The 12,922-nt window shown below is 73.8% G+C and carries 12 protein-coding genes; 9 read left to right on the top strand and 3 right to left on the bottom strand.

Translation table 11 applies throughout. The annotated features are described in order from the left end of the window. Positions 1–56: 56 nt before the first annotated feature. The gene (locus AC1Q7O_RS16125) at positions 57–1,424 is read right to left on the bottom strand and encodes a cytochrome P450 (protein ID WP_492662548.1); all 1,368 of its coding nucleotides are present in this window, start codon (positions 1,422–1,424) and stop codon (positions 57–59) included. Positions 1,425–1,482: 58 nt separating this feature from the next. Between AC1Q7O_RS16125 and AC1Q7O_RS16120 the strand changes: the two genes are divergently transcribed. The 9 genes from AC1Q7O_RS16120 to AC1Q7O_RS16080 all read left to right on the top strand — a co-directional run bounded on the left by AC1Q7O_RS16120 (position 1,483) and on the right by AC1Q7O_RS16080 (position 8,008). Beyond that, complete coding sequence (locus tag AC1Q7O_RS16120; protein ID WP_492662549.1) at positions 1,483–2,334, top strand: AraC family transcriptional regulator; 852 nt, start codon at positions 1,483–1,485, stop codon at positions 2,332–2,334. Positions 2,335–2,495: 161 nt separating this feature from the next. Next, positions 2,496–3,275, top strand: a complete 780-nt coding sequence (locus tag AC1Q7O_RS16115) for a substrate-binding periplasmic protein (RefSeq protein ID WP_492662550.1) — start codon at positions 2,496–2,498, stop codon at positions 3,273–3,275. 46 nt (positions 3,276–3,321) lie between these two features. After that, entirely contained in the window at positions 3,322–4,500 is a 1,179-nt protein-coding gene (locus AC1Q7O_RS16110; protein WP_492662551.1) for an acetyl-CoA C-acyltransferase, read from the top strand. Between the two features lie 4 nt (positions 4,501–4,504). After that, positions 4,505–5,080: a hypothetical protein gene (locus tag AC1Q7O_RS16105; protein WP_492662552.1), complete on the top strand. Its 576-nt coding sequence runs from the start codon at positions 4,505–4,507 to the stop codon at positions 5,078–5,080. A gap of 12 nt (positions 5,081–5,092) precedes the next feature. Further along, positions 5,093–5,272, top strand: coding sequence for a hypothetical protein (locus tag AC1Q7O_RS16100; RefSeq protein WP_492662553.1), 180 nt, complete (start codon positions 5,093–5,095; stop codon positions 5,270–5,272). Beyond that, positions 5,269–6,105 (top strand): SPFH domain-containing protein, encoded by an 837-nt coding sequence (locus tag AC1Q7O_RS16095; protein ID WP_492662554.1) that lies wholly within the window; start codon positions 5,269–5,271, stop codon positions 6,103–6,105. Before AC1Q7O_RS16100 ends, AC1Q7O_RS16095 begins: the two co-directional genes overlap by 4 nt. 8 nt (positions 6,106–6,113) lie before the next feature. Then, positions 6,114–6,740, top strand: a complete 627-nt coding sequence (locus AC1Q7O_RS16090; protein WP_492662555.1) for a LysE family translocator — start codon at positions 6,114–6,116, stop codon at positions 6,738–6,740. After that, positions 6,737–7,402, top strand: coding sequence for an SDR family oxidoreductase (locus AC1Q7O_RS16085; RefSeq protein ID WP_492662556.1), 666 nt, complete (start codon positions 6,737–6,739; stop codon positions 7,400–7,402). Before AC1Q7O_RS16090 ends, AC1Q7O_RS16085 begins: the two co-directional genes overlap by 4 nt. A gap of 135 nt (positions 7,403–7,537) precedes the next feature. After that, positions 7,538–8,008 (top strand): MaoC family dehydratase, encoded by a 471-nt coding sequence (locus AC1Q7O_RS16080; protein ID WP_492662557.1) that lies wholly within the window; start codon positions 7,538–7,540, stop codon positions 8,006–8,008. 9 nt (positions 8,009–8,017) lie between these two features. On the opposite strand, the gene AC1Q7O_RS16075 is transcribed toward AC1Q7O_RS16080, so the two are convergent. After that, the gene (locus AC1Q7O_RS16075; RefSeq protein ID WP_492662558.1) at positions 8,018–9,826 is read right to left on the bottom strand and encodes a PAS domain-containing sensor histidine kinase; all 1,809 of its coding nucleotides are present in this window, start codon (positions 9,824–9,826) and stop codon (positions 8,018–8,020) included. A 55-nt stretch (positions 9,827–9,881) separates the two neighbouring features. Further along, positions 9,882–12,881 carry a DUF2135 domain-containing protein gene (locus AC1Q7O_RS16070; protein WP_492662559.1) on the bottom strand — a complete coding sequence of 1,000 codons (3,000 nt, stop codon included), beginning with the start codon at positions 12,879–12,881 and terminating at the stop codon, positions 9,882–9,884. Positions 12,882–12,922 lie beyond the last annotated feature (41 nt).

Below are 12,922 nucleotides of genomic sequence, written 5' to 3'. Positions count from 1 at the left end.
GGGTTGCGGGAGGTCTCGACAACCCCAGCTTCCCAAATCAGGGACGGATGAACAACCTATCGGAACGTCACAGCTAGTCGCAGCGTCAGCCCGCCTTCGGGGCGCAGCGTGACGCCCATGCGCGGCTTCGGGGGCTCGGTGCCCAGCGGTGTCAGCGTGAAGCGCTGCAGCACCAGCGCCGCGATCAGCGTCATTTCCAGCACGGCGAAGTGCTGGCCCAGGCACACGCGCGGCCCCAGGCCGAAGGGGATGTAGGCGCCGCGCGGGATCTCGTGCGGGGCTCCGGCGAGGAATCGCTCCGGCTTGAACGCCAGCGGCGCGTCGGGCCACCAGCGCGGGTCGCGGTGCAGCAGCCACGGCGTCACGCGCACCAGCGTGCGGGCCGGCAGCGTCACGCCGCCCACGGTGATGGCGCGCGTCAGCCGCCGCGTCATCATCGCGGCCACCGGCGGGTACAGCCGCATCGCCTCCTTCAGCGTGGCCGACAGGAAGGGCAGCGCGCCGGCGTCGTCCGCCGTGGGCGCGCGGCCGGCCAGCAGCGCGTCCACCTCGTCGCGGGCGCGGGCCTGCGCGTCGGGGTGGGCGGCCATCAGCCAGCTCCACCACACCAGCGCCGTCGCGCTGGTCTCGTGGCCGGCCTGGAAGCTCACCATGCACTGGTCGTACACCTCGCGGGGCGACAGCGCCTGGCCGGTCTCGTCGTCCCGCAGCGCCATCAGCCGGCCCAGCAGGTCGGTCTGGCCGCTGTCGCCGGCCTCGCCGCTGGCGCGGCGCGCGGCGATGTGGCCGCCCAGCAGCCCGTGCAGCAGTCGGCTGGCGCGGCGCTTGGCGGCCTTGCCGGGCAGCGGCAGCCAGTCGGGCAGCGTGACGGGCCAGAACATCTCCTGCAGCGCCGTCTCGCTGAGCACCTGCACCGCGTGGGCCGCGGCGGCCGTGTCGCTGCCGATGGGCGTGCTGAACAGCGTGCGCGAGATGACGTCCATCGTCAGGTGGCTGAACAGCGCGTCCATGCCCACGTCGCCCGGGTGCACCGCGTCCAGCCCCGCGGTGGCGGCCTCGGTCATCAGCGCCGCGTAGCCGGCCACGCGCTTCGGGGTGAAGGCCGGCATCAGCATGCGGCGCTGGCGCTGCCAGGTGGCGCCCTCGGTGACGAGCACGGACTGCCCCATCAGGTCGGAGAACACTTCGGGGCCGCGCTCCCAGCGCACCAGCGCGTCGGCGTGGTCGACCATGATGGCGCGCAGCAGCTCGGGGTCGAACACGTCCACGCCGCGCTCGCCGAGGATGTCCTGCGCGGCCAGGTCGCCCAGCGCCTGCTGCCGCGCGATGACGGCCAGGTAGTCGCGCCGCATGGCCATCAGCACGGGAAAGCCCCACCAGCGGCTGGGGTGGCGGGGCAGGTCGTTCCAGGTCAGTGAAGTCATGGTCGCATCGTGCGCCGGCCGCCCCGGCGGGGTCTTGAACGAATGCGACACTGGCCGCATGGACGACGTCGGCACCCGGCTCTGGCTCCCCCCGCTGTCGCTCGCGGGCTGCGTGCGGGCCGTCATGCTGCGCGACACGCGTGGCCGCGCACTGGACGGTGCGCAGCGCGAGAACTACTTCCCCGCGACGCCGCTGGTCAGCCTGTTCTGGTGGGCCCAAGGCCGCAGCGACTGGCTGCCCACGCCGGGCTTCTCGGCGCCGACGCCGGACTACGCGGACGCGCCGGTACTGTTCGGCGGCCCGTTCACGCTGCCCTCGCACACGCGCAACCCCGGCGAGATGTGGGCCTTCAAGCTGCTGATGCTGCCCGACGCGTTCATGGCGCTGACGGGCATCGCGCTGGACCGCCACGTGAACCGCATCGTCGACCCGCGCGGGCTGCTGCCGGCCGACTGGCGCGAGTGGCTGGACGCCATGTCCGCCGCGCCGGACGATGCCGCGCGGCTGCAGCTGCTGGAAGCCTTCCTCGTGCCGCGCTGGCAGGCGCTGGGCGCGCAGCAGCCGGGCCACCGCTACGCCGCCTGGAGCGAGGCGCTGGCCGTGCGCGCGGCCACCAGCGCCGCCGGCCGCAGCCTGCGCCAGCTGGAGCGGCGCATCAAGGCCTGGGCCGGCCTGCCGCTGCGCGAGCTGCGCGCCGTGTCGCGCGCCGAGCGGGCCTTCTATGCGGTGGCCGCGGCCGACGGCCAGCCCGGCTTCAACTGGGCCGACATCGCCGCCGAGACCGACTACGCCGACCAGTCCCACCTGTGCCGCGAGACGCGCCGCCTCACCGGCTTCAGCCCCGAGGACCTGCGCCGCCGCATGCAGACGGAGGAGGCCTTCTGGGCCTACCGGCTGTGGGTGGCGTGAGGACGCCCCTCGCCCAGACCCGCCCCGCTGAACGCGGACGTGTCCGGTCGGTCCCCCGAGGGGACGGCGATGCTCGCGGGGCGTGCCCCGCTCGCACATCGCCCGACGGGCCAGCTTGGGAGCGGCCCGGCGCTCGGCCCGCAAAGTTGTCGCGCCATCTCATGGCGGGTCTGCTGTGCGGCTGGGTCGGCGCGATGGCCGCGCCCGACTGCCCGCAGCCGCTGCGCATCGGCTTCAACGACACCGCGGCGCCGCCCGGCCTGCTGGGCCAGGGCGCGCGCTTCGCCGACCCGCCGGGCTGGGAAGTCACGACCGTGCGCGAGGCGCTCGCGCGGCTGGGCTGCGAGGCGGCGCTGGTGCGGCTGCCCAGCCGCCGGCTCAGCGCGTCGCTGGCCCGCGGCGACGTCGACTTCGCGCTGCTGTACGGCGTGACGCCCGAGCGGCAGCAGGCCCTGCGCTTTCCGCTGGACGCCGGCGGCCGGCCCGACGTGGCCTGGGCGCCGGTGTTCGGCCACCTGGCGCTGTTCGGCCCGGCCGGCACGCGGCCCGAGCCGGGCTGGGACGGCCAGCGCCTGGCGCCGCGTTGGCGCGTGGGCGTCATCGCCGGTTCGGTGCAGGAGATGGTCGCCCGTGAGCGCGGCTGGGCGCTGGAGCCTGTGGCCGGCGCGGACGGTGAGCTGGGCATGCTGCAGGCGCAGCGCTTCGACCTGCTGCTGACGACGCGCGAGTCGCTGACGCCCGGGCAGCGCGCGGGCCTCGTCGAGTGGACGCCGCCGGTGGCGCGGCTGGCCTACTTCATGCCCGCCTCGCCGGACTTCGTGCGGCGCCACCCGGGCTGGGCGCGCAGCTTCTGGAACGAGTTCTGCCGCGCCGTGCGCCGGCAGCAGCCGGATGTCCGCCCGGCGGAGTGCGGCATCGCGCCCGGCGCCGTAATCCGCTGAAGCCGCGCGCCACAATGGCGGTTTCGTTCATCAACGGAGACTAGAAATGTCCGATGCCATCGTCATCGTGTCCGCCGCCCGCACCCCCATCGGCGGCCTGCTGGGTGATTTCGCCGGCCTCGCCGGCTGGGAACTGGGTGCCGTGGCCATCAAGGCCGCGGTGGAGCGCGCCGGCGTGCCGGGCGACGCCGTCGACGAGGTGCTGATGGGCTGCTGCCTGATGGCTGGCCAGGGCCAGGCGCCCGCCCGCCAGGCCGTGCGCAAGGCGGGCCTGCCCGACTCCGCCGGCGCCGTCACGCTGAGCAAGATGTGCGGCTCCGGCATGCGCACGATGATGCTGGCCCACGACATGCTCAAGGCCGGCTCCGCCGAGGTCATGGTGGCCGGCGGCATGGAGAGCATGACCAACGCGCCGCACCTGATGTTCGCGCGCAAGGGCATCAAGTACGGCGCGTCCGCTGTCTACGACCACATGGCGCTGGACGGCCTGGAGGACGCCTACGAGCGCGGCAAGGCCATGGGCGTGTTCGCCGAACAGTGCGTCAGCAAGTACAGCTTCAGCCGCGAGGCGATGGACCAGTACGCGATCGCGTCCACGCAGCGCGCAAAGGCTGCCAACGAGAGCGGCGCGTTCGACTGGGAGATGGCGCCCGTCACGCTCAGCTCGCCCAAGGGCGACACCGTCGTCAAGTTCGACGAGCAGCCCTTCAAGGCCAAGCTCGACAAGATCCCCACGCTGAAGCCCGCGTTCAAGAAGGACGGCGCAATCACGGCCGCCACGTCGTCCAGCATCTCCGACGGCGCCGCCGCGCTGGTGCTGATGCGCGAGAGCACCGCGCAGGCACGCGGCCTCAAGCCCATCGCCCGCATCGTCAGCCACGCGGTGCACGCGCAGGCACCGGACTGGTTCACGACCGCCCCGGTCGGCGCCATCCAGAAGGCGCTGGCCAAGGCCGGCTGGCAGGCCGGCGACGTGGACCTGTGGGAAGTCAACGAAGCCTTCGCCGCCGTCACGATGGCCGCGATGGCCGAGTTCAAGCTGCCGCACGACATCGTCAACGTGAACGGCGGCGCGGTGGCGCTGGGCCACCCCATCGGCGCCAGCGGCGCGCGCATCGTCGTCACGCTGCTGGGCGCGCTGAAGGCCCGCGGCCTCAAGAAGGGCCTGGCGGCGCTGTGCATCGGCGGCGGCGAAGCGACGGCGCTGGCCGTCGAGATGCTCTGACCCGATGACGCGCGGCCGGCGCCGATTCCTCGCGGGACTGGCGCTGGCCGGCGTTGCCGTCGAGGCCCGGTCGCTGGTCTGCTTTGCACGGCCGCCCTGGCCGCAGGAGTTGCTGGCGGACGCCTCGGCCATCTTGCTCGGCTGGGTGGTGGACGTCGAAGACGCGCCGCCGGACCGGCTGGCGTTCACCATCGGCCGCGTGATGGTCGAGCGGTGCTTCCGCGGTGAGCTGGCCGGGCAGGTGCGGCTGGTGCTGCCCACCAGCGCCGAGCCCGGCCAGCGCCTGCTGGTGTTCGCGCATCCGTTGTCGGACGGCGAGCGCATCCGGCTGGTGACGAGGCGGCTGGATCAGCAGCACTACCAACACGTTGCGTGCCACGTGCAGCGCGAAGGCAGCTGCTCCGAGGGGCTGCCGCGGCCGGACTTCGACTTTCCCGCGCTCGGCGCGATCGAATTGCGGAACTGCTACGAATGGCCGGTGTCGAGGCTGGTGCCCGGGTCGCGAGACCCGCGCGAGCAGGAGGAACTGCTGATCCCGCAACTCGAGGCCGCGCTCGGACGTGCGCCCGCACCTCGCTAGATACTCCGCCCCGTGCGACACCTGATCCTCCTCTTCGTCGCCGCGCTGGCGGCCTACGGCCTGTGGCAGCTGGGCGGCCGCCGCAGCCTGCACCGCTGGGCGCGCCACGGCGTGCGCCTGGCGGCCATCCTTGCGGTGCTGCTGGCCGCGCTGGTGGTCGCCTATCACTCCACCGCCCTGAAGCTGCTATGACCCTCAAACCCCTGCTGCTGACCCTCGCCGCACTGCTTGCCGGCTGCACCCAGATCGACACCGGCAACGTCGGCGTGGAGCGCACGCTGGGCAAGGTCAGCACCGAGGCGCTGCCGCCCGGCATCTACCTGACGCTGTTCAAGTCGGTGGACGAGTTCACGGCCAAGGAGATCAGCTTCCAGCTGGCCGACATGACGCCCAAGAGCCGCGACAACCTGACGATGAAGGACGTCGACATCGACGTCTACTTCAAGGTCATGCCGGCGGCCATCCCGACGCTGTTCACCAAGTACCAGGGCGACGTCGTGCGCCATGCCGACGTCGTGCGTGACGGCAGCAAGGACCTCGTCATCGCCTACAGCCGCGTGTCGCGCGAGGCCCGCGAGGCGGTCTACAAGGCCATCGCCGAGATGGACGCGACGACCATGCACACCAAGCGCGCCGAGCTGTCCGAGCGCGTGCGCGCCGGGCTGCAGGCCGAGCTGGACGCGACCGACAAGGGCGCGTTCGTCGTGACGGCCGTCAACGTGCGCAACCTGCTGACCGACCCGGCCATCGAGGCCGCCATCCGCCAGCGCGCCGAGACCGACCAGGCCATCGAGCGCAAGCGCAAGGAGGTCGAGCTGGCCAAGGCGGAGGCGGAGCGCCTCGTCGTCGAGGCCGAGGGCCAGGCGCGTGCCAACCAGATCCTCAGCGCGTCGCTGACGCCGGCGCTCAAGGAGATCAAGCTCGCCGAGCTGCAGCGCGACGCGGCGCTGGCTATCGCCAACAAGGCCGGCAACACCGTGCTGCTGGGCGGTGGCGCGCAGCCGCTCATCAACGTCGGAAAGTAGAGATCGCCATGCTGGGTACCCACGACCTTGCCCTGTTCTCCGCCACCGTGCTCGTGCTGAACGCGACGCCCGGTGTCGACATGGCGCTGGCCATCGCCAGCACGCTGCGCGGCGGCTGGCGCCAGGGCGTCGCCGCGGCGGTGGGCATCATGGCCGGCTGCGTGGTGCACACGCTGGCCGCGGCCTTCGGCCTCGCCGCGCTGCTGGCCACGTCGGCCGAGGCGTTCGCCGTCGTCAAGTACGTCGGCGCGGCCTACCTGCTCTACGTCGCCTGGGGCATGGCGAAGGCCGGGCTGCGGCCCGCGGCCGCGGCGCAAGTGGCCGCGCCGCAGTCGCTGTGGCGCACGGTGCGGCAGGGCTTCTTCACGAACGCGCTGAACCCCAAGGTGGCGCTGTTCTTCCTCGCGCTGCTGCCGCAGTTCATCGACGCCGATGCGCCGGACAAGACGCTGGCCTTCCTGTTCCTCGGCGGCTGGTTCATCGTGCAGGGGCTGCTGTTCATGCTGGTGCTGGTGGCGGCCGTCGCGCCGCTGCGCCGCACTGCGCCGCGGCCCTGGCTGGGGCGCACGCTGAACCTGGGCGGCGCCGGCCTCTTCACGTTGCTGGCCGCCAAGCTGGCGGTGACCAAGCCATGAACGTCCTCATCATCGGCGCCTCCCGCGGCCTGGGCCTGGAGTTCGTGCGCCAGTACCGCGCCGACGGCGCCCGCGTGACGGCCACCGCACGCGACGACGCGGGCCTGGCCCGGCTGCAGCAGCTGGGCGCCCGCGCGCTGAAGCTGGACGTGGCGCAGGCCGCCAGCGTGTCGGGCCTGGCCTGGCTGGTCGACGGCGAGCGCTTCGACCAGGTGGTCATCAACGCCGGCGTGTTCGGCCCGCGCACCGAAGGGCTGCAAGCGCCCACCGAGGCGGACTTCGACCTCGTCATGCGCACCAACGTGCTGGGCCCCATGCGGCTGCTGCCGCAGGTGGCCGAGGCGCTGGCGCCGGGCGCCCGCGTGGCGGTGCTGTCGTCGCTGATGGGCTCCATCGCGCAGCGCAGCAGCAACGTGGCCTGGCTGTACCGGGCGTCCAAGGCGGCGGTCAACTCGGTCATGAAGGACGCTGCCCACGCGCTGGCCGGCCGGGCCACCGTCGTCAGCCTGCACCCGGGCTGGGTGCGCACCGACATGGGCGGTGACGGCGCCGACCTGGAGGCTGCTACCAGCGTGGCCGGCATGCGCGCGCTGCTGGCCGGCCTGACGCCGGCGGACTCCGGCGGCTTCTTCAATCACGACGGCCAACGCCTGCCCTGGTGAAGGGCGGCGGCGCGGCCGTCATGCGGCATGCGCTAACGTCACGGTCTTGGCACTGCGATTGCTTGGCCCCGGTGCGGGCCGGCCGGTCGCGCCGCTGCCCCCGCCCCACTGCAGGGCGCCCCCTTGGAGATTTCAATGGACACCCTTGCCGCCGACGTCGAATCCACCCCGCTGGTCAGCGTGGGTGAAACCTGCGAGCGCATCGTGCGCTTCTCGCGGGAAGACATCGCCACCTTCGCCCGCCTCACCGGCGACACCAACCCGCTGCACCACGACGTGCAGGCCGCGCAGCGCGCCCGCCACGGCGAGATCATCGCCAGCGGCCAGCAGACGACGGCGCAGCTGATCGGCCTCGTCGCCAGCCATTTCTCGCGCAGCGACGACGGCCGGGCTCGCGAGCTGCTGTGCCTGAACTTCAACTTCGCGTTCAAGGCGCCGGTGTTCGCCGAGCAGGAGCTGGTGCTGCACTGGCGCGTGTCCAGCGTGGAATGGAACACCTCGCTGGGCGGCTGGCTGTTCCATGCCGACGGCCGCGCGACGGTGCGCCACGCCCACCCCTGCGTCATCGGGCGCGGCACGCTGCTGGTCAAGACCGGGCAGGCCTGAGCCGCGCCGTCACAGCGGTTCCAGCTCGACGACGAAGCGCGAGCCGCCGTCCTCGGGCGCCTCGTGGTGCACGCTGCCGTTCATCAGGCCCAGCAGCTGGGCGCTGAGGTACAGGCCCAGGCCCGTGCCTTCCTGCGCGCGGGCGATGCCGCCTTCCAGCTGCCGGAACGGCTGGAACAGCAGCGCCCGGTGCGCCTCGGGCACGCCGGGGCCGTGGTCGCGCACGGCCAGCACGAGGCTGGTGCCGTCCAGCCGGCCGCTGATCTCGACCTCGCCGTCCGCGGAGAACTTGATGGCGTTGCCGATCAGGTTCATCAACACCTGCACCAGCTTGCGGCGGTCGCCCAGCCAGGGCAGCGGCGCCGGCATGGACAGCTTCAGCACCAGCCCGCGTGCGTCGGCCAGCGGGCGCAACTGCCCCGCCACCTCGGCGGCAAGTGCCGCCAGGTCCAGCGGCTGCACGCTCAGGTCCATGCGGCCGGACTCGATCTTGGACAGGTCCAGCAGGTCGTTGATGAGCGCCAGCAGGTGGCGGCCCGCGCTGGACACGAAGCCCAGCTGGCGCACCTGCTCGGGGCTGACCGCGCCGCTGTGGCCGCTGCGCAGCAGGTCGGTGAAGCCCAGGATGGCGTTCAGCGGCGTGCGCAGCTCGTGGCTCATGCGCGCCAGGAACTCGGACCGGGCGCGGTCCACCTCCTGCAGCCGGCGGTGCTCGGCGGCCACGCGCTCGGCGGCGCGGCGCTCGGTGAGGTCGTGCACGAAGCCGACGAACAGCGTCTCGCCATCGAGCTCGAAGCGCGAGAAGCGGATCTCCACCGACAGCTCGCGGCCATCGGCATGGCGGGCCAGCGTCTGCACGCCGCGCCAGTCCTGCCGCTTCTTGCCCGTGGCCACGTGGCGGGCCAGGCCGGTCGCGTGCGGGTTCTGCAGCGCCTCGGGCTGCATGACGGCCAGCGGCTGCCCGGTGAGGCTGCCCGGCGCATGCCCCAGCAGCGCGTGCAGCGCCGGGTTCGCGAAGCGGATGGTGCTGCCGGCGTCGATGATGACGGCGCCGTCGATGCTGGTTTCCCAGACGGATCGGAACAGCGCCTCGCTGCGCCGCACCGCCTGGTGGGTGGCCAGGTCCTCGCGGGCGCGGCGCATCACCAGCCGCGCGGCGGCCAGGCCGAACAGCAGCGCGCTGACGACCAGCGCCGCCACCAGCGCGACCGCCGTGATGCGTGACGCCACGCCCAGGCTGTCCGAGAAGCGCTGCTCCAGCGGCGTGAGGCGCGCGTCCAGCGCGAGCACGGGGGCCTGCAGCGCCGCGCGTTCTGCGGCGGGCAGTGCGCGGGCCTGCCGCGCCAGCGCGGCCAGCTCGGCGATGAGCGCATCCGCCTCGCGCCAGATGGCGACCGAATCGGCCATGTGGGGCAGCGCGCGGCAGCAGCGGTACAGCCACACCATGCCGGTCACGTCGTCGGCATGGTTGCGGCCGTCGATGAAGCCTTGCAGCGCCTCGGCGTCGTGCGCGCTGCCACGGTCCATCGCCTCGCGGGCGCGCCGGTCGGCCAGCGGCACGGCGAGCTCGCGCTCGAAGCGCTGGTACTGCGCCTCGTCGCCCGTCTGCAGGTACTGCACCAGCGCCAGCGTGGCGCTCTTCTGCGCGCGCGACCACTGGCTCTCGCCCGCCACATAGGCCCGCGCGGCCGACAGCGCCGCCACCGCCAGCAGCGCCAGGGCCCCCAGCAGCACGGCCATGCCCATCAGCAGCCACGCCACGCGCCGCGCGCCGTGCGGCAGCACGGGGGGCGGGGCGGAGGCGGAGGGGGGGCTCACCACGGCCGAGTATGCCCAGCGGCGGCTCCCCGGGGAACCCGGCGATGTGGCGGCGCTACTTCGCCGTGCCGTCCGCCGGCGGCGCCACGTCGAACGTGCCCACCAGCACCTGCTCGCCGCGGCCCGACAGGCGCAGCACGACGCGCTGGTCCTTCTGCGCGTCGGTGCCGAAGCCGGTGGCCAGCCACAGCATCAGCGTGGTGTAGGGCGACACCAGCTGCTGGCGGTGGCCGAAGAACTGCGCGCGCACCTCGTAGCGGCCCGGCTTGGCCTGGCGCAGCGAGAACTCCTCGGGGCCGTAGCCGCCGGTGAAGTCGCGCGTCATGGCACCGCCCTGGCGCGTCAGCCGGTGGCCGTAGAAGGCCTTCTCGCCGTCGGGGTCGGTCACCCACAGGTCGATGTCGGTGTTGTCGGCGTCCCAGCTCAGCACGGCGCGCAGGTCCAGCGGCAGGTTGTGGCGCAGCCGCGGGTCCACGCGCGACAGGTCCAGCCCCGGCGTGCGGGCCGCCAGCGCGTTCAGCTCGGCCAGCGCGATCAGGTCGATGTCGGCGAAGCGGCCGTCCCAGCGGCCGCTGGCCACGTCCCACAGCAGATCCACGGCACGCTGCGGCTGCGTGGGCGCGAGCGCCAGCGCGAGGTCGCGGTGCGACTGCGGCTCGTCGGGCGCCAGCTCGCGCACCCGCTCCAGCAGCGGCACGGCCAGCGCCGGCAGCTCGGCCTGCAGCAGCCGGTAGGCCAGGATGCGCAGGATGTGGCGGTTCTCCAGCTCCATCTCGGCCAGGTTGGACAGCACGCGCACGGCCAGCTCGCGCTGGCCCTTGGCGAAGAAGATCTCGGCCGCGTCGATGAAGAAGGCGGTGCTGGCGACATAGCCGGGGCGCTCGTCCAGGTAGACGGCGTAGCGGTCGGCGTCACCGGCCTCGCGCAGGCGGCGCACGTAGGGCGCGTCGGGCTCCCAGGCGCGCAGCGCGATGCTGGCGGTGCCCGCACCGGGGGCGGTGTCGTTGCGGCTGGCGCGCGAGCTGGTCACGGCCACCGACTCCAGCATCGGCGGCGGGGCGAACGCGGCGGCGATGGCCGGCGCCGGGGGCGGCGGGGCCGGCCTGGCGTCAACCGCCGGGGGCGCTGCCACGGCTGCCGGGGGCACGATGCTGACCGGCCGCGTGGGTGGCGGTGCGGCGACGCGGGCCTCGGCCACGGCGGCCACCGCAGGCGTGGGCGGCTTGGGTGCAGGAGCTGTCTTGGGGAAGTCGCGCGCCCACCAGGCCTCGCGGTCGGCGAAGCGGCGCACCAGCGACTCCAGCTGCTGGTCGCGGCCGGCCTGGCGGCGCGTGCCGAGCTGGGCCAGCTGCTGCTGGTAGGCCGCGCGCATCGCGGCGGTGGGCGGCACGATCTCGTAGCGCACGTAGTCGGCCAGTTCGTCCAGCACGATCAGCGAGGTCTCGGCGCTGAGCAGCCGGAACTGCTCGCCCAACCGGCGGATCTGTGCGCGGTGGCGCTGGCGGTCGGCCTCCAGCTCGGCCACGCGCAGCTCGGCCCAGCGGCGGGCGGCCAGCGGCAGCGTGGCGTCGTCGGCCGCGGCTGTGGCCGGTGAGGGGGCTTTCAGCAGCAGCTGGCGCTGGCTGCGCCGGCCCTGGGCGTCCACAAGCGTCAGCGTGACGCGGGCCTCGGGTGCCGTCAGCCGCGCGGCGATGACGAGGCGGCCGTTCTCGGGGTGGATGGACTGGGCCACCAGCTCGTCGGCACCCACGGCGCTGAGGTCCGCGAGGCGCAGCCCGGGCCGCGTCAGCGCGGCCAGCGCCGCGGTGGTGTCCAGCGCGTTCAGGTCGACGAGCCGGCCGCCGCCGGCCTCGGCCAGCCGGCGCAGCCGCGCCAGGTCGGCGCGCTGCGCGGCGTTGATGGCGAACACCGGCCCTGCCGGAGGCGTGGCGCCGTCGCCCGGCCAGTTGGCCAGGCCGTCGCTGAACAGCAGGCTCAAGCTCTGGCCGCCGCTGCGCGCGTCCGCCAGGCCGGCGGCCCAGGCGGCCGGGCTGCTGGCGCCGTCGTAGGCCAGCTTTTCCAGCGTGCGGCGCAGCGCGGCCCAGTCGCCACCGCGCACGTCGAAGGCCTGCGCGGGCTCGGCCACGTCGCGGGCGACGACCAGCCGCACGCGCACGTCGCGCGCCGCGGCGAAGAGGGCGTCCAGTAGCGCGAACTCGCGGGCGTGGTCGCGGCTGGCGCCGGAGCCGGAGGCGTCCCACGCGATCTGCAGCTCGCGCGGCAGCCGCGGCGTGGCCCGCGTGTCGGCCGCGGCGATCTCGGCGTAGGCATAGGCACGGTCGTCGTGCGTCTGCACGACGACCGGCTCGCCGTCCGTCGCTGCCCAGCTCAGCGCCAGCGGCTCGCGGGGCCGCCAGTCGCGGCGCTGCACGCGCAGCGAGGCCTCGTCGCCGCGCGTGAAGGTCTCGGCACCGGCCAGCGCGCCGGCGGGCTGCGGGCGGGTGGCGCCGCGCAGGTCCAGCCGGGCGTCGAACTGCGCCACCGGCTGGCCGAAGTCCAGCGGCAGCCGGTACTGCACGCGGCCCTGCGCGCCGGGCTGCAGCGTCTCGGCAATCTGCAGCTGCACGCGGCGCTCGCCGCCGGCCGGCACGGGGTAGATGCGCAGCTTGAAGTTGTTGCCGGCGGTGCGCTCCAGCAGCGCCGGGTCGACGCGGCGGCGCGAGATGTCGTCGAACACCTGGCGGCCCTTGTCCTTGGGCACCGGCACGGCGCCCACCATTTCGCCGCGCACGTCCAATGCGAAGCCGGTGACGCTCTGGCCGTCGGCCAGCGGGAACTCCAGCGTGGCCTCCAGCTGCCGCGGGTTGGGGTTGCGCACGACCAGCTCGATGCGCGTCTGCGCCTGCGAGCCGGCCAGCAGCGCCTGCACGTCCACGCGCTGCAGCGTCAGCGGCTGGCCGGCGTCGGGCACGAGGAGGCGTGGCTGTGGCGGCAGCGCCGGGCTCAGGGCATGCGCCGCCGGGCCGGCGAGCGCGAGCAGCAGTGTCAGCGAGCGAAGCGTCAGGGATTGCGTCATGGACCTTCCGTTCAGACCAGCCAGGGCGGCGCCGGACAATA

The organism is Roseateles sp. GW823-FHT07B05, assembly GCF_058794515.1.
This window is presented reverse-complemented; position numbering and strand designations above follow the sequence as displayed.

Bases quoted from the DNA above. Each gene is read 5' to 3' on its own strand.
- AC1Q7O_RS16125 (WP_492662548.1), bottom strand. From the start codon at position 1,424: ATGACTTCACTGACCTGGAACGACCTGCCCCGCCACCCCAGCCGCTGG.
- AC1Q7O_RS16080 (WP_492662557.1), top strand. From the start codon at position 7,538: ATGGACACCCTTGCCGCCGACGTCGAATCCACCCCGCTGGTCAGCGTG.
- AC1Q7O_RS16105 (WP_492662552.1), top strand. From the start codon at position 4,505: ATGACGCGCGGCCGGCGCCGATTCCTCGCGGGACTGGCGCTGGCCGGC.
- AC1Q7O_RS16090 (WP_492662555.1), top strand. From the start codon at position 6,114: ATGCTGGGTACCCACGACCTTGCCCTGTTCTCCGCCACCGTGCTCGTG.
- AC1Q7O_RS16115 (WP_492662550.1), top strand. From the start codon at position 2,496: ATGGCGGGTCTGCTGTGCGGCTGGGTCGGCGCGATGGCCGCGCCCGAC.
- AC1Q7O_RS16070 (WP_492662559.1), bottom strand. From the start codon at position 12,881: ATGACGCAATCCCTGACGCTTCGCTCGCTGACACTGCTGCTCGCGCTC.
- AC1Q7O_RS16085 (WP_492662556.1), top strand. From the start codon at position 6,737: ATGAACGTCCTCATCATCGGCGCCTCCCGCGGCCTGGGCCTGGAGTTC.
- AC1Q7O_RS16095 (WP_492662554.1), top strand. From the start codon at position 5,269: ATGACCCTCAAACCCCTGCTGCTGACCCTCGCCGCACTGCTTGCCGGC.
- AC1Q7O_RS16110 (WP_492662551.1), top strand. From the start codon at position 3,322: ATGTCCGATGCCATCGTCATCGTGTCCGCCGCCCGCACCCCCATCGGC.
- AC1Q7O_RS16120 (WP_492662549.1), top strand. From the start codon at position 1,483: ATGGACGACGTCGGCACCCGGCTCTGGCTCCCCCCGCTGTCGCTCGCG.